The sequence below is a fragment of the Bacillus sp. CPT56D-587-MTF genome, assembly GCF_058792335.1.
In genome coordinates, this window is sequence record NZ_JBYTEF010000006.1 from 52,841 (window position 1) to 72,739 (window position 19,899).

General features: G+C 38.0%; 24 protein-coding genes. All 24 read left to right on the forward strand.

The features are described from left to right. Positions 1 to 12 precede the first annotated feature (12 nt). The 24 genes from AC3WVZ_RS33315 (at position 13) to AC3WVZ_RS33430 (ending at position 19,809) form a co-directional block, all read left to right on the forward strand. Positions 13 to 198 carry a hypothetical protein gene (locus tag AC3WVZ_RS33315; protein WP_078185327.1) on the forward strand — a complete coding sequence of 62 codons (186 nt, stop codon included), beginning with the start codon at positions 13 to 15 and terminating at the stop codon, positions 196 to 198. Between the two features lie 94 nt (positions 199 to 292). Then, positions 293 to 517 (forward strand): hypothetical protein, encoded by a 225-nt coding sequence (locus AC3WVZ_RS33320; protein WP_098771756.1) that lies wholly within the window; start codon positions 293 to 295, stop codon positions 515 to 517. Between the two features lie 72 nt (positions 518 to 589). After that, positions 590 to 817, forward strand: a complete 228-nt coding sequence (locus tag AC3WVZ_RS33325) for a hypothetical protein (protein ID WP_078185329.1) — start codon at positions 590 to 592, stop codon at positions 815 to 817. 25 nt (positions 818 to 842) lie between these two features. Next, on the forward strand, positions 843 to 3,497 hold the full coding sequence (locus AC3WVZ_RS33330; protein WP_098954906.1) for a type IV secretory system conjugative DNA transfer family protein: 2,655 nt from the start codon (positions 843 to 845) through the stop codon (positions 3,495 to 3,497). Positions 3,498 to 3,511: 14 nt separating this feature from the next. Further along, positions 3,512 to 4,372, forward strand: a complete 861-nt coding sequence (locus tag AC3WVZ_RS33335; RefSeq protein WP_098954907.1) for a replication-relaxation family protein — start codon at positions 3,512 to 3,514, stop codon at positions 4,370 to 4,372. Positions 4,373 to 4,376: 4 nt separating this feature from the next. Beyond that, positions 4,377 to 4,583 (forward strand): hypothetical protein, encoded by a 207-nt coding sequence (locus AC3WVZ_RS33340; RefSeq protein WP_098954908.1) that lies wholly within the window; start codon positions 4,377 to 4,379, stop codon positions 4,581 to 4,583. Between the two features lie 11 nt (positions 4,584 to 4,594). Next, positions 4,595 to 4,816: a hypothetical protein gene (locus tag AC3WVZ_RS33345; protein WP_098955002.1), complete on the forward strand. Its 222-nt coding sequence runs from the start codon at positions 4,595 to 4,597 to the stop codon at positions 4,814 to 4,816. A 21-nt stretch (positions 4,817 to 4,837) separates the two neighbouring features. Then, on the forward strand, positions 4,838 to 5,071 hold the full coding sequence (locus tag AC3WVZ_RS33350; RefSeq protein WP_098954909.1) for a hypothetical protein: 234 nt from the start codon (positions 4,838 to 4,840) through the stop codon (positions 5,069 to 5,071). A 68-nt stretch (positions 5,072 to 5,139) separates the two neighbouring features. Beyond that, positions 5,140 to 5,514, forward strand: coding sequence for a hypothetical protein (locus AC3WVZ_RS33355; protein ID WP_098954910.1), 375 nt, complete (start codon positions 5,140 to 5,142; stop codon positions 5,512 to 5,514). A 46-nt stretch (positions 5,515 to 5,560) separates the two neighbouring features. Then, entirely contained in the window at positions 5,561 to 6,532 is a 972-nt protein-coding gene (locus AC3WVZ_RS33360) for a conjugal transfer protein (protein ID WP_098954911.1), read from the forward strand. 15 nt (positions 6,533 to 6,547) lie between these two features. Continuing rightward, the gene (locus AC3WVZ_RS33365) at positions 6,548 to 6,802 is read left to right on the forward strand and encodes a TcpD family membrane protein (RefSeq protein WP_371410145.1); all 255 of its coding nucleotides are present in this window, start codon (positions 6,548 to 6,550) and stop codon (positions 6,800 to 6,802) included. Between the two features lie 18 nt (positions 6,803 to 6,820). Further along, a complete protein-coding gene (locus tag AC3WVZ_RS33370) occupies positions 6,821 to 7,369 on the forward strand; it encodes a TcpE family conjugal transfer membrane protein (RefSeq protein ID WP_098954912.1) in 549 nt (182 codons plus the stop codon). Beyond that, entirely contained in the window at positions 7,329 to 9,833 is a 2,505-nt protein-coding gene (locus AC3WVZ_RS33375; RefSeq protein WP_233937107.1) for an ATP-binding protein, read from the forward strand. The genes AC3WVZ_RS33370 and AC3WVZ_RS33375 overlap by 41 nt, the downstream gene beginning before the upstream one ends. A gap of 565 nt (positions 9,834 to 10,398) precedes the next feature. Beyond that, positions 10,399 to 12,207 (forward strand): reverse transcriptase/maturase family protein, encoded by a 1,809-nt coding sequence (locus AC3WVZ_RS33380; protein ID WP_233937108.1) that lies wholly within the window; start codon positions 10,399 to 10,401, stop codon positions 12,205 to 12,207. 67 nt (positions 12,208 to 12,274) lie between these two features. Further along, the gene (locus tag AC3WVZ_RS33385) at positions 12,275 to 12,421 is read left to right on the forward strand and encodes an ATP-binding protein (RefSeq protein ID WP_233937110.1); all 147 of its coding nucleotides are present in this window, start codon (positions 12,275 to 12,277) and stop codon (positions 12,419 to 12,421) included. Between the two features lie 59 nt (positions 12,422 to 12,480). Continuing rightward, entirely contained in the window at positions 12,481 to 12,993 is a 513-nt protein-coding gene (locus AC3WVZ_RS33390; RefSeq protein ID WP_098954914.1) for a hypothetical protein, read from the forward strand. Beyond that, the gene (locus tag AC3WVZ_RS33395; protein ID WP_098954915.1) at positions 12,990 to 15,602 is read left to right on the forward strand and encodes a CD3337/EF1877 family mobilome membrane protein; all 2,613 of its coding nucleotides are present in this window, start codon (positions 12,990 to 12,992) and stop codon (positions 15,600 to 15,602) included. Before AC3WVZ_RS33390 ends, AC3WVZ_RS33395 begins: the two co-directional genes overlap by 4 nt. A 62-nt stretch (positions 15,603 to 15,664) precedes the next feature. Then, positions 15,665 to 16,801 carry a peptidoglycan DD-metalloendopeptidase family protein gene (locus tag AC3WVZ_RS33400; RefSeq protein WP_098954916.1) on the forward strand — a complete coding sequence of 379 codons (1,137 nt, stop codon included), beginning with the start codon at positions 15,665 to 15,667 and terminating at the stop codon, positions 16,799 to 16,801. Positions 16,802 to 16,816: 15 nt separating this feature from the next. Continuing rightward, positions 16,817 to 17,398 (forward strand): YddI family membrane protein, encoded by a 582-nt coding sequence (locus tag AC3WVZ_RS33405; RefSeq protein WP_098954917.1) that lies wholly within the window; start codon positions 16,817 to 16,819, stop codon positions 17,396 to 17,398. 24 nt (positions 17,399 to 17,422) lie between these two features. Further along, positions 17,423 to 17,740, forward strand: coding sequence for a hypothetical protein (locus tag AC3WVZ_RS33410; RefSeq protein ID WP_098680036.1), 318 nt, complete (start codon positions 17,423 to 17,425; stop codon positions 17,738 to 17,740). 25 nt (positions 17,741 to 17,765) lie between these two features. After that, positions 17,766 to 18,062 carry a hypothetical protein gene (locus AC3WVZ_RS33415; RefSeq protein ID WP_180255200.1) on the forward strand — a complete coding sequence of 99 codons (297 nt, stop codon included), beginning with the start codon at positions 17,766 to 17,768 and terminating at the stop codon, positions 18,060 to 18,062. A 584-nt stretch (positions 18,063 to 18,646) separates the two neighbouring features. Beyond that, positions 18,647 to 18,853 carry a hypothetical protein gene (locus AC3WVZ_RS33420; RefSeq protein ID WP_098955005.1) on the forward strand — a complete coding sequence of 69 codons (207 nt, stop codon included), beginning with the start codon at positions 18,647 to 18,649 and terminating at the stop codon, positions 18,851 to 18,853. A 423-nt stretch (positions 18,854 to 19,276) separates the two neighbouring features. Then, positions 19,277 to 19,405 carry a hypothetical protein gene (locus AC3WVZ_RS33425; protein WP_255299543.1) on the forward strand — a complete coding sequence of 43 codons (129 nt, stop codon included), beginning with the start codon at positions 19,277 to 19,279 and terminating at the stop codon, positions 19,403 to 19,405. 47 nt (positions 19,406 to 19,452) lie between these two features. Continuing rightward, positions 19,453 to 19,809 carry a hypothetical protein gene (locus AC3WVZ_RS33430; RefSeq protein ID WP_098771068.1) on the forward strand — a complete coding sequence of 119 codons (357 nt, stop codon included), beginning with the start codon at positions 19,453 to 19,455 and terminating at the stop codon, positions 19,807 to 19,809. Positions 19,810 to 19,899 lie beyond the last annotated feature (90 nt).

A 19,899-nucleotide genomic window follows, 5' to 3' on the forward strand; every position in this document is an offset into this window, starting at 1 on the left:
GGGCGGGATATAATGTGCGTGTTTGATGTACATTATCAGATTGATGGGATCAAATACAAAAAATCGTATTTGCTAGCATTACCTGAAGATGGGTTTCAGTTGCGAAACAATATACAACATGTTCTATTTCAAGATCACCAACAAGCAGTTACAATCCTTTCTACAGATTTAGAAGATCTATTTTTAGAAGAAGAGTAAAGAGAGAAAGAATGGAAACGTAAAAAGGCATAAAAATATAGAATATTTCTATTTAACGATATAAAAAGATAAATAAATGAAAGGAGGATTTCTCATGAAACCAATTAAGCACATGCGAAGCAAACGTGGTTTTTATATCGGTAGATTGAGTCAACAAATGGCAAATCAAGCGAATCATTCAAAAAATTCATCTGAATTGGCTGGAATTACAGGAAGAGGGATGGCATTTTCAAGTTTTTTAATGACATTAGCTGGTCATCAAAAAGGGATGAAACTGATTGATCCAAAATCCAATTTCCATAAACATTTTCACAAGTGATAACAAGTTTAGTTTAGGAAGGATGTTCTTTCATAAGAGCATCCTCCATCAAAAAAAGGAGGAACAGAAACCATGTATACCAATCGGCATGAATGCTGGGAATTATTTTGGAAAGAACAACTCACGGTAGAAGATGAGTTGGATGTAGAACAAATGAAACAAGAACTCTTTGAATATAAAACATTGCTAGATCAGATGAATCAACTCCAACACGCATCCGCACAACCTCACATTTTAGTCCAATTAGCGATAGAACAACGTATACAAAAACACCAACAAAAAGTAGTAGCGCTTGCTTAGTCCATATAAGAAATGAGGTGGAAAAGTGGCACGTAGTAAGTTTGATAAAGAACTTGAAAACATGCTTGAAAAGAACTGGAAACCGCTTCTTGTTTTAGGGGGTGCGGGCTTTGTCTGGTACTCCAAAGAAAAAATATTGGCGGAAATCATGAAATATGTACCAACAGCAATTGATGTAACAGTTAGTATATGCCGCCTGATCTTGTTAGGAATCTTAATCTATACAATAATCCGCATCGTCCTACATTACTTGTATGTATATTTTGAGAAAAAGCGATATCAATACGTGATGTTTATCCCGCATATCGATGATGACGTGACAGCAGAAAAGTTGGGTCAAATGATTCGTCATGTGCATAATACAGGGCGAAAACCATTGGAACGTCTATGGAAAGGGCGAGAATGGTACCGAATGATCATGTTTCGTCCGGAAGGGACAAAAGAACGTGTGCGCTTTTATATTGGCGGTCCCAAAGATGAATTAAAGCGTGTTGTGCAAGCGATGAGAAGTGTGTATGAACATGCTGAAGTCTACGGAGTTTCTCGTAATGAAGTGCCTTTCCCATCTAAAAAAGCAGTAGGTGGACGAATGGTACTCAAACGAAAACGAGCAGCCACGTTATCACTCGCTCGTTACAAGAAAGACCTGTTACCGATGCTGGGAAACGCAATGGAAGAAAAAACATGGGTAGACATCGCCTTTTCACCAGACAATGGATATCACCTTACAAAAGGGATTCGTAAAGCGGAAAAAGCACTCAAAAAGAAAAAGAAACATGAATTAGACACATTCGAAAAAGAGGAAATCAGAGCATTGAATAAACGTTTCTCAAATAACGAAGTGGCATTTCAGGTATCTGTTTCCTTTGCAAGTGAACATTATCCTGGTGTACCAGTCATTAAAAATATTGGTCATATGGTAGCAAGTATCATGGCTGATGTAAATGAGTTACGGTACAGACGCCTCAAGCGTTGCATGCCCACCGTACCAAATCCGATATATGGAAAGATGGTATGGACCAGTTCAGAACTTTTGAACGTGTTTCACCTTCCAGATGTGACAGGAGATAAAGAAAAGAAGGCAGAACAACGCATTCTTTATTTAGATAAAGGGGAGGCAATGCTGCCAAACGATATGTTGGCGGAAGGAATCGCAATTGGTCACGTCATGCATCCCTATATTAAAGATCGATTAGTAAGAATTAAAGAGAAGTATTTAAGCAACCACGGCTATATTACAGGAAAAGTAGGGAAAGGGAAAAGTTCCTTAGTTATGGCTTTAATGCAGAGTCGTATTGATCGGTGGATTGAAAATCCAGATAAAGAAGGTGGGTTCTCATTATTTGATCCGGCACAAGATTTAGCACTTGTTACGATGAATCGTTTGTTAAAAGCAGAGCTTGACGGAAAAATAGTAGATTGGAGCAAGGTTCATTTTATACGCTTTCGGGATACCAAATATCCTCCAGCACTTAATTTACTCCATAGATTTCCAGATGAAGCAGGAGATGAGGTGCAGGCAGTCGTTGAATCTATTATGGAAATTATTAAAACTGTGATTCCAGGGCAAGCGCCGCAAACCGAAAGGTTGCTAGAAAACATAATAGGAACATTGTTATCCGATACCTCACGCATACACACGATTTTGAGTGTCCCACTGTTTATTACAGATGAAGCATTTCGCAGACATGTTTTGAATCATGTAAAAGGGCCACAGAAACAGTACTACATGAACTACTGGGAATTTGAGGTGGAGAACGCATTAGAAGACAGTAAACAGGCGATATTGAACCGTTTAGATATGTTTCGGAATACATCTTACCTCAAGAGAATGTTTGGTCAAACAGACTGTTTTTTAGATATTCGAAAATGGATGGATCAAGGTCATATCGTTATTTTTGATGTTCTAGGAATGGGCAAGAAAGATTTAGCTGTGACAGGTGCATATATTGCCAATCAATATCATCGTATTGCACAGAAACGGCCAATTGGTTCTAAACTACATCTTATGCTTATCGACGAAGCACACGATTTTAAAATACCAATTCTTAGCAAAGTTGTAGCAAAAGACCGTAAGCATGGATTAGGACTTTGGATCTTAACGCAACGAGTAGAGGGGCAATTAGACCCGGATTTAAACGAAGCATTACGAGAAGCGGGTGGTAATTTCTTTGTATGTGGTCAAGGGATGAGATCAGCAAGAATTTTGGAAGGTGTTATGCAAAATAAGTTCAGAGCGGATTATTTACAAGGTCTACCCAACTTAGTAGCGGCGATTCAAACACAAGAGAAGCTGGAAGGAGATACAGAAGAACGAAACGTTTGGTGTACCGTTCGAATCCCTCCACTAAATCGGTATTTACCTAACGGTAATGTAGCTGATTATCTGAAAAAAGAAGAAACACAAGCTGCAAATGATTGGACCAAATCAAAAATTACAGAATTGGAACAGCATAGTGGCAAATCGGCAGAGGAAATTGATAAAGAAATTGATGAGTTTTTATATACAAAAGCCAAATATCTTACGCCGAAAAATGAAACTACAAAAGCACCAGATCGGCAAGAGAAACAGGCACCTGTCAATCTAGAAAAGGAATCAAAAGTGAAACTTGTAGTAGTGGGTTCGAATGAAGAACGTCCAGCACGTAAGAAAAGAAAAAGTATGTTCGACGACTGGTAAAAGGGGTAATTGTTATGAAGGTAGTGGCTTTATTAGAAGAAGACGAACAGGTTTTAGTAAATATATATACGCACCTTTTTGTCGATGTGGAGTACGTCACGATGCGTCATTACGATGGATATAACAAACGCTCTGTATATAATCGTCTCCGTAAGTTAGAGTTGGCGAGTTACATTAAAAGTGAATACTTGCCAGTACCAACTATAAGAGGACAAAAGCGATCAAATGTTAGACCTAAGAAGGTGTATACATTAACCAAAAAAGGAGTAGATACCGTACGTGACTTGCGAGGAGATGTGAGGTGGAAAGCCAAATGGTCTGTACGTGCACCGCATTTTGTCTATCACAGTATCATGTTGGCTCATGTAGAGTGTGCGATGACCCATGCGTCTAAGAAGCAAGATTCGAGGATATTAAGAGAGTGGATTAGTGAGGTGCTTGGCACATTTAAATATACGAACAGTAGAAAAAAATCAAAAAAGGAGGGGGCGGGCATTATTCGACCTGATGGAGTAGCGATCATTGGGAATAAAAGAAACGTTTCGGCAAATGGCATTCTCTTCTTAGAAATGGAGCGCTCTTTTAGTACAAAAGAGGTGCTCATAGAAAAAATAACTCGTTATAACGAATTTATGAGACAACAAAAGATGGATGAATACGTAAAACACGCAGGGATTTCTTACCCTGTCGGGCAGTGTTCCCTTACTTTTATCGCTGGAAGTAAAAACAGAGAAAATGAGTTAATGCGCTATTTAAAAGGTGTTGAGAGTCCAGAAATTCCAGTGTTTATTACATTGTACGAAGACATACTACAAAATCCATTTGGCGAGATCTTCCGCGATATTGAAGAAATGAATGAAAAAGTGGGGTTATAAGATCGTGTTCAAATTTATTATTTCGTTTGTTGCAAGCATCATCACATTAGTCGTTTTTTCAGATTGGATATTTGAAAGAGTACCAGGATCACGTGCAGCTTGGGAAGCTATCCAAAGTAAAGTAATAGAAACTTATTATACCCAAGGATGGGAGGGTGTTTTAATCCTTGGTGTGGTAGCAGTTGGTGTATATAAAATGGTGGATCGATAGAGGTGAAAATTATGATGGATATGCATCCAATTACGCTTGTAAAGTGTTTAGGACTAGGGATATGTTTATATTCGCTTTTAGGGGTACTTATTTGTGCCAAGCGAAAACAGTGGGAAGGCTGCATGAAATTCTTAGGGTATGGCATGGTGGGTTTGGCTTTTGTCTCGAGTGAAGGAATTGTAGAGGTTGCAAAATATATTGGTGGTCCCATCGCATTTGGTGGTGGATCTTAACGAATAAAGGGGTGAGGGATTGTGCCGATAATTGGTTTGAATCCTGATTACATGCAAGGAAATCATCTAGTGGAGAGCATTGTAATAAGTATTTTACTACTCGTTGCAATTGTCCGTTTGGTTCAACTGAAAAAATGGGGTATGTGTACGTTAAGCCTTGGAATATGGTTGTTTCTTCTCATTGTCATATTTTTTGGGGATGAACTAGCGGAGATAGCACCAATGATAGGTGGTCCAATCAATCCAGGGTTTTAACAGCTAAGAAAAAGTTTATAGGATTTGTTCATGTTCCAAAAAATCGTAAAAAGAAAGGATGGAACAATATGTTTGTCTATAAGGAAACATACGAACGAGGGAACTTAGAAGAGGCAGATTGCCGGTTTATCGATCAGATTTGTAGTCAACTAGATTGTGGGGAAAGTTATGATATTTGTTTATCTATGACAGATACGTATTTACAGAAAATTTTGGTGATGGGAAATGGAAAGATACTTGAAATAGAGATTGGCCTACATCTAGACGAATTGGAATGGAAATGTGATTGTAACGAACTCACAAAAGAAAAAGCAATTTCAGAGGTGGAATATGAATTAAGTTGTTACAACAATTTTCAACAAGCGCGACTGGAGAAAGGGTGGAATTTTAAAAAAGAGGCAGAAAGCTTTCTTGAACTGTTAAAAGAAAAGGAGAGTGCCTGATGGAAAGCGTCCTGGAAGTGAATTGTGAGGAAGGGAGGAACTGTTTATGTGGAAGAAGATAAGGAACTGGTTTCAAAAAATCAAAAATGGAAAAGAAGGTGAACCACGTAAGGCATTACGTGTTCCCTCTTATAGAGGTAGATTGATAGGGAAATGGCTTTTTTGGGGGATATTAGCCTGGATGTTTTTCGTTTCCTGTACCACAGTCTTCAAAACGATGAAGGCAGACGCAAAAGTAACGCCGCAAACAGAAACAAAACAAGTGGTGCCTGAGCAAAACCTTGCGACACGCCCAGAAGCAATTGAATTTGCACGTTTATTTACAAAAGAGTACTTTACCTGGAAGAGGGGAGAGGAAGATCTTAGAAAGCGTGCAGAGCGTTTGAAAATATATCTATCCAAAGATGTAGACTCACAAGCTGGTGTAGAAACGAATGCTTTACAATGGGATTCAGAATTTCTTGCCGCAACACTTTTAAAAGTGGATGACAAAAAGCAAAAAGAAGCCAACGTGATCTTTAAAGTTAAATATAAATTACACCGCATGAAACCAGATAACAGTGGGGAAGAGGTCAAAGAAGTGATGCAACAAGTTTCCATCCCAGTTCAAACAGATGGGAAAGCATTTGTCGTAAATGGGTTACCACAGGTTGTGAAAATCAATGAGAAAGCAACGGTAAAAGAAACAGAAGATGAACGAGAAGAAGTGAAAGATGTGAAGGCAAAAACAGAGATTCGTGAGTTTTTACCAACATTTTTCAAATCGTATACAACCGCAACGCAAAAAGAACTGGCATATGTACTTGAGAATCCAGAAATTAAAGGTTTAGAAGGCAGTATGAAGTTAGATAAGATCATTTCTTCCAAAGTATATCCAGGAAAAACAAAAGGAACATATGAGGTGCAAGCAGAGGTATTGCTAATTGATGCACATTCGGAAACAAAAATGAAGGCTGCTTATACCTTGGTTGTGAAACAAACTGGAAAGCAATTTGTTGTGACAGACTTACAAAATTAAGGAAACGAGAGGGGAATGTATATGTTAGATATTATGAATTATTTCATGCTAGGAATGGGTTTAGAGGGCGTATTTGAAGAAGCGAAAACGCAAGGAACTTACGCACTATACATTGTGTTTATCGGAATTGGTGTTTACTTAGGATTTAAGCGTGCTTGGACGTTATTCGCATCTTTAGTTGTAGGAGGCGGGGCATTGGTGTTCTTTATTAATAAACCGGACGCATTGAAAGCCATCGGAACGTTTCTTGGTGGACTTGTCGGCCTATAAGAAAAGGGAGGAAACAGCATGCAAGAACCAAAACAAAATGGAATTGTATCATATTGCTTCGGAAGCTATATGAGTTTCATGAGAAGACAATATGAGCTCATGGGGAAAAGACTTCCTCGCGCTGTGACGTGGCGCGCAATGGGATACTTTGTAGTGGTAGAAGCGGTGCTAGTAGCGCTCCGCTTCCTCCCCCCTTTTACATGGTGGCTCAGCGATTTCATTGATCAATTTTATCTCGTGTACTACATTGTTCTCCCTATTTTTCTTATCTGGGGTGTGGACCAATACAAAACAGATGACAAATCCCTTTTTTCCTATGTACGATCTTGTACGACATTTACATTTCGAAATCATCGAAGAAGTCGTTTAGCTTCTATGCCGAAATTAACCAAACATGTTGTGCGAGGAACAACGTTCATACAGTATCAACCGGAAGATGTTCAAAATATGCAACAAATAGATCAAAAGAGCACAGATATACATGCCTATTCAGTAACATTTTTAAATCAAGAGGAGGAATGTAAGAATGTTGAAAAGTATGAAACGCAATCCGCTGAAACACATTGAAAAGAATTTGGCATTTAGTATAGATGGTCGCTGTTCCTCGGTATATGAAGTAAACGGATTTGGATATGATCACAAAGATGAAAGTACAAAAAAAGCGTATTACCGCAATCAACTCGCTTTATTTACCCACCAAGAATACGATGTACAATTTCTTGTCATTCCACGGACAACAGATTGTGATGAAATTATCGATCAGCACATTGCAACGTTAAAAGGCCCGACAGCACCAACAGGACATTTCTTTTTTGAACAAGTGAAAAAGTACCTTCGGAACTCATCGCTTGCAAAAGAAAGCATGGAGTACCGCTTTTACGTACTGGTTCAGATGAATCAAGCAAAAAAGGAACGGAAAATTATCAATCCTGTCGTAGAATCTATGAAATTCTTCAAAAAAACATGGGAGGGCTTCACACAAACAGCGCACAACGTTTCAGGATTAGGAGCAACAGATATTTTAGAAGAGGAAATCGAATCGTATTTAGAAACAGAAGAACTTGTTTATCACCAAGTACGTAGCGCTTTTCAAAATACAAAACGTGCCAATCCAACCTCTATTCGTTTTCTCTTCCAACATAACTTTACACGCGGTATGACAGAACCGGTCCACGATAAACAATGGAAAGTGGGCTCCACACTTGAAATGGAAAATGAACAAGGAGAAACAGTACGGGTGAGGCGACCAGACTTACAGAAGATGATTCAGTTAACAGATTGTGTCATTGATGAAAGTCCAGGACGTTCTCTGGTGCTGGAACAACAGAATGAACAGGGAGAAATAGAAACAGCGCATGTAGCCTTTCTAGCTATGAAAAGTATGCCAGAAGCATCTGTTTTCCCAGGGGGAGAGTGGATTTATAGACTGCAATCTCAAGCTTTGAAATTCCCTGTTGAAATGAGTATTCGTGCGCATCACTTAGAAAATCAAATGGTCACGAAAAAATTAACAAATAGTGAAATGGAATTAGAAGATCAGCAAAAACAAGCGATGATGGGACGCGGCTCAAAAGATATGACGATTGAGAGAAAAAGGCAAGGCGTTCGTATTGTCAAAGATCGTTTTGAGACTTCGGGTGCTCCAGGATATGAATTAAGCGTCTTGTTTTGTGTGTACGCTCCTGATGCGAAGACATTGCAAACGAGAATCGAAGCACTTAAAACGGAATATAGAAAAATGAAAATAGAACTGGTCAATCCATACGGAGATCAACTGGCTTACTTTTATGAATTTCTACCAGGTTCCAAACGATACAACAAAGATTTCAAATTGTTTGTAGAACCAGGCATACTCGCACAAGGCATGTTTGGTGCGACAACACAAATCGGGGACAATCAAGGTTTCTACTTTGCAAAAACCAAAAAATTAAATCGCCCTGTCTTTATTCGACCAGACTTGGCAGCAAAAGCACTGGAATACATCATTACAGAGTTTGAGAGTCTATCCGTCATGTTTGCGGGGCAAACGGGGAAAGGAAAGTCGTTCCTCATGAACTTATTAGCATTTTGGATTGTTCTTAGCGGAGGTAGAGCATTCATCGTAGATCCTAAGGGGGACAGGGGCAAATGGAGCAAGTTGTTACCAGGATTTAATAAGCCAGAGATGGGATTTTTAGAAATCTGGACACTTGGAAAGGAAAAAGAAGATGCCGGCTGTTTGGATCCATTTCGAATCAGCGCAACAACAGAAGATGCGAAGAGCTTGGCACTGGAAGTCTTAACATCTTTATCAGAAGTCGGTTTAAATGATACAAGGTACGATTACTTGTATAAAGCCATTGAAATTGTTGCAAAGGAAAAAGACGCATGTTTAACGTTAGTTCGTGTAGAGCTGGAAAAAATGAAATTACATGAAAATTTATTACCAACTGAGCGAGAACAATTAAATGCATTAACAAATCGATTGGCAACATTAGAAAGTATCCAGCTTGGGGATTTATTATTTGGGAAACCTGGTCAGAATTACCGTGTCATCAGCTTAGAAAGACCGTTACAGGTGGTGCAGATTCAGCACTTACAGATTCCAAAAGGAGACCCGCATACAAATGAAAGTGTAACAGATAAGTTGTCACGTAGCATTTTAGTCACGCTTGGTGCATTCGCAAAATCGATGATGCATTCAGACCGTGAGGTATTTAAGATTTACATGTTAGATGAAGCATCCAGTATGTTAAAAAATCGTGAGGGTGGCCGTATCTCCGATAAAATCATTCGAGAAGGGCGTTATCATAACATGGGACTCTACTCAGGAACACAAAACGCATCGGATTATAACTCGGAAAATAGAGAGATTGCGAACGTTGGAATGAAATTCTGTTTTTCTCTGAAGCATGATGATGAGGCAAAGGAAATGCTGAAATATTATAACCTACCTATTACGGAAGAAAACGTACGAATGCTTAGAGAGCTTAGAAGGGGCGAAGCTTTATTCCAGGACGTGCGCCCATACGGGCTTGTAGAGAATCTGTAATGACCAAACAGTGGGTAAAAGGTACAAAGGAAACATACCCATCATCAGCCAGCTTATCCGGAAGGGAAACCTAAAGGGGAGCATAGCATGCTGGAAAAGCCGTAAGTTGACTAGTTACCGTGTCACTACTGAACGGCAAGATGAACGGTTATGAATAAGGATGAAGGCTATACTGCTTGAATGACAGTCTGGCTGGGATAAAGAGACCCATAACGAAAAGGTAACTATATACGTTATGCAGTTCAACATTTGTACAGAGAGACAAATGTTAGGGAATTAAGATAATGTCTTGGTCTTAATTTGAAGTACCTCCGAACTGAGCGCTTCCAATAAGGAAGAAAACAGGCGAACGTCACATCCGACATCATAACAAGTCTGTCTCTACAAGCACTAAATGGGGATTACCTAAGTTGGAGTGCCGTAATAGGCTATGACAGTTTCGTGTCTAAATATCCAATATGGTAACGGAAATCCCGTAGTAGTCAGAGCTAGGGAAAGCCTAGTACACGGCGAAGGGGATTAGCTTGTTTCGTTTAATAGAATCCAGGAAGGAGCGAGAGGCTCTATGAGAAATCCAGAGTTTGTATTAAACAGTCTAGTCCAAAAGTCCAATACTATCAATTTTAAGTACGAAAGATTATATCGAAACCTTTATAACAAAGAATTTTTCCTACTTGCTTATGCACGTCTAGCTTCAAAAGAAGGGAATATGACGAAAGGAATCGATGATTCCACTATAGATGGCATGAGTATGGAAAAAATAGAAAAACTGATTGAACTTTTAAAATCAGAAAAATACCAACCCAAACCAGTAAGAAGGGTTTATATTCCTAAAGCAAATGGAAAGATGAGACCCTTAGGGATACCATCTTTTGAAGATAAACTCATACAAGAAATCGTAAGGATGATATTAGAAGCAATTTACGAAGGGATTTTTTCAAACCTATCGCATGGTTTCAGACCTAAGAGAAACTGCCATACGGCTCTTCAGCAAATTAAGAGTACATTTGGTGGAACAAGATGGTTCATCGAAGGGGATATCTGTTCTTTCTTTGACAATATTCATCATCATACTCTTGTCACACTTCTGAGAAAAAGGATACAAGATGAAAAATTTATCCGTCTTATTTGGAAGTTCTTACGTTCAGGTTACATGGAAGAATGGCAATTTTATAAGACGTATAGTGGCACTCCCCAGGGAGGCATTATAAGTCCGATTTTATCCAACATATATTTACATGAACTAGACCGATACGTAGAACAATATATCCAAAATTTTAACAAGGGAACACGACGAAAGACAAATCGAGAGTACAAAATCCTAGACAGTAGGATATATAGACTTCGAAAAAAAATGGAACTGTATCCAGTAAAATCTCCAGAACGAATGGAACTCTTACGTGCAATCGAAGAACTTCAAAGACAAATGAGGCAAATACCTTGTGCAGATCCTCTTGATGAAGGTTTTAAACGTCTCACATACTGTCGATATGCGGATGATTTTATCTTAGGTGTGAGTGGTTCGAAAGCAGATGCAGAAAAAATTAAGTTGGAATTATCAGGTTTCCTTCAAAAAGAACTCAAACTTGAGCTATCGAATGAAAAAACATTAATTACTCATACTAGTAAATTTGCGACATTTTTAGGATATAAACTTACGATGTGTAAAGATGAGTCCATTACGAAAAATAATTTAGGAATTAAGAAAAGGCATCACAGTCATAAATGTAAACTGTATGTCCCGAAAGAAGTTTGGGTAGGAAAAATAAAGGAATTCGGTGTTTTGAAAATTGATAAAAATGGAGTTTGGAAACCGGTACACAGACCATACCTTCTACAACTTAGCGATATAGAAATAATAAGTATCTATAATGCGGAAATAAGAGGTCTCTATAATTATTACAAACTAGCAAATAATGTGAGCGTATTATATAAGTTTATGTATTTTATGAAATATAGTCTTTACAAAACGTTTGCAGCTAAATATAAAAAAACGATGCGAAAAATAATCAAAAAATATAGCCGCAACAAAATATTTATGGTCTCTTACGAGACAAAAGAAGGTACGAAATATAGGGCGCTCTATAATGAAGGATTTCCTAGAGAATTGAGACCAATGAAGCAACAGCAAATTGATACACTTCCCAATAAAACAATGTACACATGTCGGACAGAATTAACCCAAAGACTTCTTGCCAATCAATGTGAGTGGTGCAAAGAGGAAGGTAAATCTGTTGAAGTACATCATGTGCGAAAGTTAAAAGATTTAAAAGGAAAGAGTAAATGGGAAGTAAAAATGATCGCAAGGAAGAGAAAAACAATGGTGTTGTGTAAGACATGTCATCAAGATTTACATGCGGGTAAACTAGATTAACAAGTGGAGAGCCGTATACCCTGAGAGGGGTACGTACGGTTCGGAGGGGAGTTCATGGAAACCTACCATGGAAACATGGCAAGGCGCTGGGTACTTACCCTACATTTACGGTAGAACAGCGATTGTAGATATTGATCCTGTATTCGAAGAATTGGCACATGCATTTGATTCCTCTACCAAAACCGATGAAGAACGTTCCATGCAAATGGCATAAAGCGTAGTACAATACAGGTAAGAAAAGTCTAAATTATCTGTATATGGAGGATGAGGGAAATGAAAAAGATGAAATTCGTATCTGGAATGTGTGTGGCAGGGATGTTAGTAATTGGGGGAATGGCTGGCTGTGGAACGAACGAAACAAAGAGTACAGTAAACCAACAAGAAAGCCAAAAAGAAAGAGATATGAAGGAATCGGATAAGGCTGCAATGGAGTATGTAAGAGCGTTTATTGAAGTAGACACGGTTAAATTAAATGAGCTTTTATATAACAAATATAAATTCTATGAAGAACATGTAGTTGATCCTGGCACAAGTAAAGAAATGGGAGAAAGATACGATTTATATCGATACGATTTAAAGGAAGGGAAAAAAGAGTATTTTTATAAAGTCCAGTATTATCATCCTGTAAAAGAGACAAAGAGTACGATGGAATTAAGAATAGTGAAAGATGAGAAAGACGGAAAGTGGAAAAATTATGAATGGTCATGGGATACACACTACAATGTTAGTGATTTTGCAGGGAGTATAAAACCAATACATGTTCATAAATGGGGGCAAAAGGAATGAAAAAATTACTTTCACTTTGCATGATCTTTGTATTTCTACTCATGCCGCTAGGGTCATCAGTTACCCTAGCGGAAGAGGAAAAAAAACAAGAACAAACAGGGCAACGGATATCAGAGAACTTGTTCAAAGGATATACAGATGAAGTTTATAAAGATAAGTATTATGAGATTGATACAGAGTCTCCCAAGAAGGATGAAAAAGGAACGTTAGAAAAAATAGGTGGCTATTTATTTGGAGACGACAGTGTAGGGCAAGATATTCAACGTATGATTTATACGACTTGTCAATGGTTTGTAAACTTGGCCTTTAAACTGAACATCATGTTAACACAACTCACCATGTTTTTAGTGGATCAAGCGTTGAATTTAGATATTGTTTCGGGGGTAGCGGATAAATTAGCAGCATCCATGCAAAATATCTCTGGTATTGGTGAAGGTGAAGATGGGAATGTAGGCTTTTTAAGTGGAGGGTTATTTCCGTCTATCATTAGCTTGATGTGCGTATTATCAGCATGCTATGCAGCGTATGTCTTTTTTATAAAGCGTCAGCCTACAGCGGGATTAAATGAATTGGTGAAAACAGTGTTAGTGATTGCGTTTATCCTAGTTTTTATTGGAAATGCAGGAACTGTACTGAAAACTGCAAATACAATTAGTTCGGAAGTTAGTACAACGATTTTAGCGAAGGCAACAGGTACAGTCGCTGGAGATCCAGGTCGCTCACAAAAACAAGCAATATCTTCAGTTAAGAAACAAATTTGGAGTATTTTAGTAGAAAGACCGTACTTATTTATGCAGTATGGGGAAGATTCAAAGGAGAAAATTGGTGAAGAACGTGTAAATGAATTATTAAAAACAAAATCTGGAAAAGAAAGAAGTAATATTGTCAACAAAGAAGTAAATGAAAAGAAAAACCAAATGATGAAATTAGATTCTGTAGGGGATCGAATAATCTTCACGATTATTTATTACATCGTGAACACATTTATAGGAATTCCTATTCTTGCATTCTGTTTGCTGATTGTAGCTTTCCAATTATGGTTCCTTGTCATGAGTTTAATTGCACCAATTGTTTTAGCTGTAGCTTTATTACCAGGGCATCGTAAAGTCATTGAGAGCTGGGTAACACAATGGATTAGACCGCTCGCATTAAAAGTCTTAATGTCTATTATGTTGGTTATTATTTTCACAGTATCAGAGTTATTGTATGTGTTACCAGAAGCAGGGCTTGCGGGATATGTATCAACAATGGTGTTCCAAATTATCGTGTTTATCTTATGTTATATCTTCCGTGACAGCATTACAGCATCCTTCAAGAAAACAAAAAATATTTATAGAACAGTGACAGATATCTCGCTGATGACAGAGAATTTTGCAAATCGCGGAAAAGAAATGGCAACGGATGTCGGTGGAGCAGTAAGTGAACGAGTTGGAGATCATTTTAACTCGGCAGCTGAACTAGTTGCAGCTGGTGAGCCAGAACCGATAGAAAAGGGAGAAACAAAAGAAGAGGAAGATAAGAAACCAAAACTCGCGAAAGTAGATGTTCCAGCCGATTTGTCAGCTTATGAGAAGAATGAAGAGAGCGAAGAAGACGAAGAAAACAGTAAAAGTAAACAACTCATTTCTTTACAAGATCATAGACAAGAAGAGCAAGAAGATCCAGAACAAAATGAACAGGATATGCCAGAGCAACAACTTGCACGATTGGATCCAGAAGAATTAGAAAAAGCAATGGAAACAGCTGAAGAAGCGGGAGCAATAGATACTGAAAATCAGGACCAAGATAGAGAATATGCGAGTTTAGGAGAATTTACAAATACAACACCACTAGAAGAGAATCTAGAGGAGTTACCACACTTAGGTATTCCACAAGAACATATATCCGATGACATAGTACCAAATGATCCAGTAGCATTAGATGAAAATGTTATTCCAAAAATCATGCCAGAACAAATAGGCACTGAAGGAGTTATTTATCCGCAAGATACAGATATAGATGTAGAGTCAACTATACAAGAAAATATAACTGAAACACCTACCATTTCAGCACCAAGGGAAACGGCAACTATTCCAGATTTAATTCCAGCTGCAGTAAACCCAGATGGAGAAATTCGTCCAAAACAAGAAATCGGGATTCCGGTAACGCCATCAGAAATTGCAAATACAAATGTAGGTTCTATGGCGTCACAAGGTGTTATTGAAACGCCAATTGTATCTACACCAGCTGAAACAGTAACTATTCCAGATTTAATCCCAGCAACCATAACCCCAGATGGAGAAATTCGCCCACAACAAGAAATCGGAGTTCCAGTACTGCCATCAGAAATTGCAACTTCAACTATTCCAGTAAATACACACGTGGATGCTGTGGTACCACAAGATGTTATTGAAACACCTAGTGTATCGACACCAAATGAAACAGTAACTATTCCGGATTTAATTTCAGCTACAGTAAGCCCAGATGGGAAGATTGAACCACGACAAGAAATTGAAGTTCAAACACCACCTGTTATTCCGGATGCTATAGCTGCTGGAAGTGAAGATTGGAACTTGCCAACACAGGAGCCGAAACAATTAAATCATCTAGACTCAATGGAAGACAAATAACATTCTAGAGTGTGAGGGTATCCCTCACCTCTAGTTCCAATATGGGAAGGGGGAAGTAGGTGATGAAGGCACAAATTAAAGAGCACATCGATGAGATGGTGCAAGAAGAACTTGTAAAGAATACGCAAAAAAAGAAAAAGAAAAAGAAACCTGGGAAACTTCGAATCTTTTTCTTTATCTTACTTGCTAAGATTTTCGGTGTGTTATTGTTTTTTAGTTTCCTTGTATTTGTATTGTTTGGGCAAGGAATTGGGAAGAAAGAGGAGACGACGCCATCATCTACGGTCCAAAGTAATGGGATGACAGTGTGTCGTCCAGGTGGGAAGACAGTGACGCCGGAAGAAATCCAACCGCATTTAGGTGGTGTGTTCACGGGGCAGGCACAGTCTTTTTTAAACGCAGGAACACAAAATCAAATTGATCCTGTTTTACTAGCAGCGATAGCGAAACTAGAGACAGGGAACGGTACTTCAAACGCTGTTAAAAATTATAATAATCCAGGTGGTTTGATGGACCCAAGTAGTTCTCAAATGAAGGGATTTCAGAAGTTTGCCACACTTGAAGAAGGGATTAGCGCCATGGCGCGCAACTTATATAAAAACTATATTGGCATGGGGATTACAACGATTGAAGCAATTGGCGCCAAATATGCCCCACCAGGTGCCGCAAATGATCCACATGGTACGAATGGGTTGTGGCCCATATTGGTAACGAAATTTGTCGGTCAAATGGGAGGGCTGTCGTTTAATTGCGAAGCTGGGAAGCCTGGGGGCGTCGTGGATACAGGAACAGCAAGTTCGCAAGGTTTTATCCGTCCGATTGCACAAACAACGATTACAAGCCCATTTGGCCCACGTTGGGGTACGATTCATAAAGGTATTGATTATTCTTGCCAAGACGGTGTCACCGCAATAGCTTCGTCGAAAAGTGGGGTTGTAGAATTAGCGAAGTTTGGCGAAGGCGGTTCTGGGTTCGGCGGCTACGGAAATGTCGTTGTAATCAATCATGGAAATGGATATTGGAGTCTATATGGCCATATGTCATCTATTACGGTACAAGAAGGACAGAACATTGGAGTCGGCCAGCAAGTCGGTGTTTGCGGAAAGACAGGGCAAGTTACAGGGCCGCACTTACATTTTGAAATCAAAACATCCTTTACATTTGGGCAAGTCGATCCAGCGCCATTTTTACCACAATGATAGGGAGGAATGAGAATGAAACAAGGGATAGCAGCCATTCTAATTGTTGGGCTCGTAATCACAAGCACCTGGTTATGGAGTCAAAATCGTGCATTGCAAAATAAAGTGCAAAAAACAGAGAAGAAATGGACGGAACAAGTCAAAGAATTGACAGCAGAAAATAAATCGCTCCAAAAACGGATTACAGTGTTAACAGAAAATACACAAGACAAAGGGCAGGAAGTAGCAAAAAAATTCGTGACACTTCTGATGCAGCAAGATAATCAACAAAAAGAAAAGTCCGGATTAATGCAGATTAAAGAAATGGTGACAGGAGAGGCAAAGAGAAAGTTATTTGAAGCACCTGATGATGCACATGGACATTTGATGGATCCTTCGCTTCAGATTCAGACAAAAGCAAACATTACAGATGTGTATTACAGGAAGACGGCTGATAATAAAGCAGAGGTAAACGTGAAATACGATTATGTGGCTACGGTAAATAGTACAGAGCAACAACAAAAACACACGATGAAGCTTTATTTGATATTAGAGGAAGAAGAATGGTTTGTAGAAAATTACGAGTTTCAAATCAATGCAGGAATCGAAGGGCCATAATACGGAAATGGAAGGGGAGAGGATATGAATCAAAATATATTACACGATATCGGACATGAGATATTGCAGGAAACATTCTTACTCATTCGAAATGTATGTTCACATCCAGGAGAAGATTTTTATAGCATGAAATACGTGCGGGATATTGTTGATGCCATACATAATATCCCGCATTCTATTCAGAAACAGAGTGATAAGTTTTTAGAATTCGAGCTAAAATTGTTGCAAGAAACTTTACTGTATATGGATTTTGGAAAAGTAGCTGTAGAAAATGCTCCGTATTTTAGAGCATTTTCTACACATGTATATCATGTACTACAGAAAAGGCATGAAAGGATATAACACAATAGAAATGGGGCGGTGGGGAATGATCGCAATTGGAATAGGGCTGTCGGTTTTGCTGATAGCCTATTTGTGTATCCAGGTATATCCGTTTCAAGAGCAAAAGTTAGAACAAGGTAAATATGATGGATATGGTTTTTGGTTTATTCTTTGGACTGGATTCTCTATGTATATATCTGATCATGTTTTGCAAGAAAGTGAATTGCAATGGGGCATCAAAATGGGAGGAGTCATTTTGATGACAGGAATTGGAGTTGCATGTGTGGGAAAACAGCTTATATATGATTTGAGACATAAAAAATTACCATTTCAAAGAAAATGACTTTTCAGATTCGCTTGTAATCCTTTTTAAATGAAGTGTGAATACATTTGGTATTAAGTGACGTTTTTTTCTTTATTCGTTTTATTAGATAGCTCAAATGGTTATAGGGGTATGGCAACCAAAAGCGAAATATGGGGCCATATGCAATAATTTTCCAAAACAAAACCAAATATTGTAACAAAAATGGTGTTAATTCATATTGTGACAAATTATTTTTGGTACAGTATTTAGTTACAGCTAATTCAACAGTTAGGACATTTATATTTTCAAATAGAAAACGTAACAAAAATGTTCGTTTTTGTTACAGTTTTCCCTCTATATTAAAGAGAATTGGAATTTATTTGCATATGGCCCCAGAAAATCATTTTGGTTGTCATACCCCTTATAGGCAGAAAAAGGAGAGGGAAATGATTTTTTCAAGGGTAATTGCATATATTTTTTTAAGTATTGTAATTTTTCAAGGCTATTGTAGCAGGGTTAGCTGGGATTGTGAAGAAACATAGTGTAATCGTGAAAATATACAAAAATAAAACGCATGTCAAGGTGAGTTGTAAGTGAACTTTTGGAAAGGAAGTGGGGAAATCGTGATACATCGGTATGAAATTGATTTTTCTGTGATGTATGATGGAAAGGTAACAGACTTACAATCAGCAATTATTCCAGCACCTTCTTTAGAAGAAGCAAACATGAAATTACAATTGGAAGTAAAACGACGGTTAGGGAAATGTCGTGTCAAAATTGATCATACAAGTTTACTTGTTTCAGAGGATAGTCGATACACAATTAGATGAAATAAAGAGAAGAGTCTTGCGAATAGCAAGGCTTTTTCATTTGGAAATGGACATGAATCTTTCTTGAAAAGATTCCATCTGAACGGAGACTTTTGAATGTTAATTTAGATGTTGTGCGGTAGTAGAAATGTCAAAATTGTATTTCGTTTTTTATAAGAGCTTTTTGTGGAATAGAGACATATTTCTAAACAAAATCATCTATTCCAAGGGGGTATTAAGTTGCCGTTTTGAGAGGTGTCTTTTTCTTTTAAAAAGCCGACTGAAAATCTAAGTTAAACATTTTCGTTATAAGGTTCTTAAGGAAAGCAGGTGTATGTACATAAGTTATGCACCCTAACATAGACTTAAGCACACATACCTAGACATATGTGCTTAAGTCTATGTGACTATCGTTATGTGACAGATGGAGAGAATTTCGGAGTTATGGAGCATCAAAAATCTATTTTGGATACAAAACATAAGAAAAGAGTGCTTCTACTGATTGAAATGGCTAGATTATATGATGAAGTGGATAATTTTAAAGTGATTGAAAGTGTCTTGGGAAGGGAGTAGATTTTCTGTTATGATAGAAAAAGTAATGAATCAGCGAGGTGAAAGTAATGATTTTTTTGTTTCGATTTGATGTGACAGACAAGGGAATGGATTTTATTCTAAATGAAGAAATAGCAAAAGATATGTATCCTGACTTGGAAGAAATGCTCCGTGATGTAGTGAAATCTTTATGCTCCATGCTTGATTACTATAAAGTCTATAACAAAGAGAAAACCATCTTTTCAGGAGTCATTCACGATAATGGGGAAGCTGAGGTTACACTCAGTAAAGGTTTGGGAAAGTACATTGACGCATATACCAAGAATCAAATTATCTTTGAGCATGGAAAACTAATTACTGAACTTTGTACCACAATCATGGATCGGAGATCGGCAGAAGCCAAATTAAAAGGAGAACGATGGTAGCGTATCGTTCTATTTTTATAAAAAGTTTGATTACATTGTAAGGATTAATTAGTGGCGAGTAGTTCAATGAAAATATGTGTTAGAAAAGCT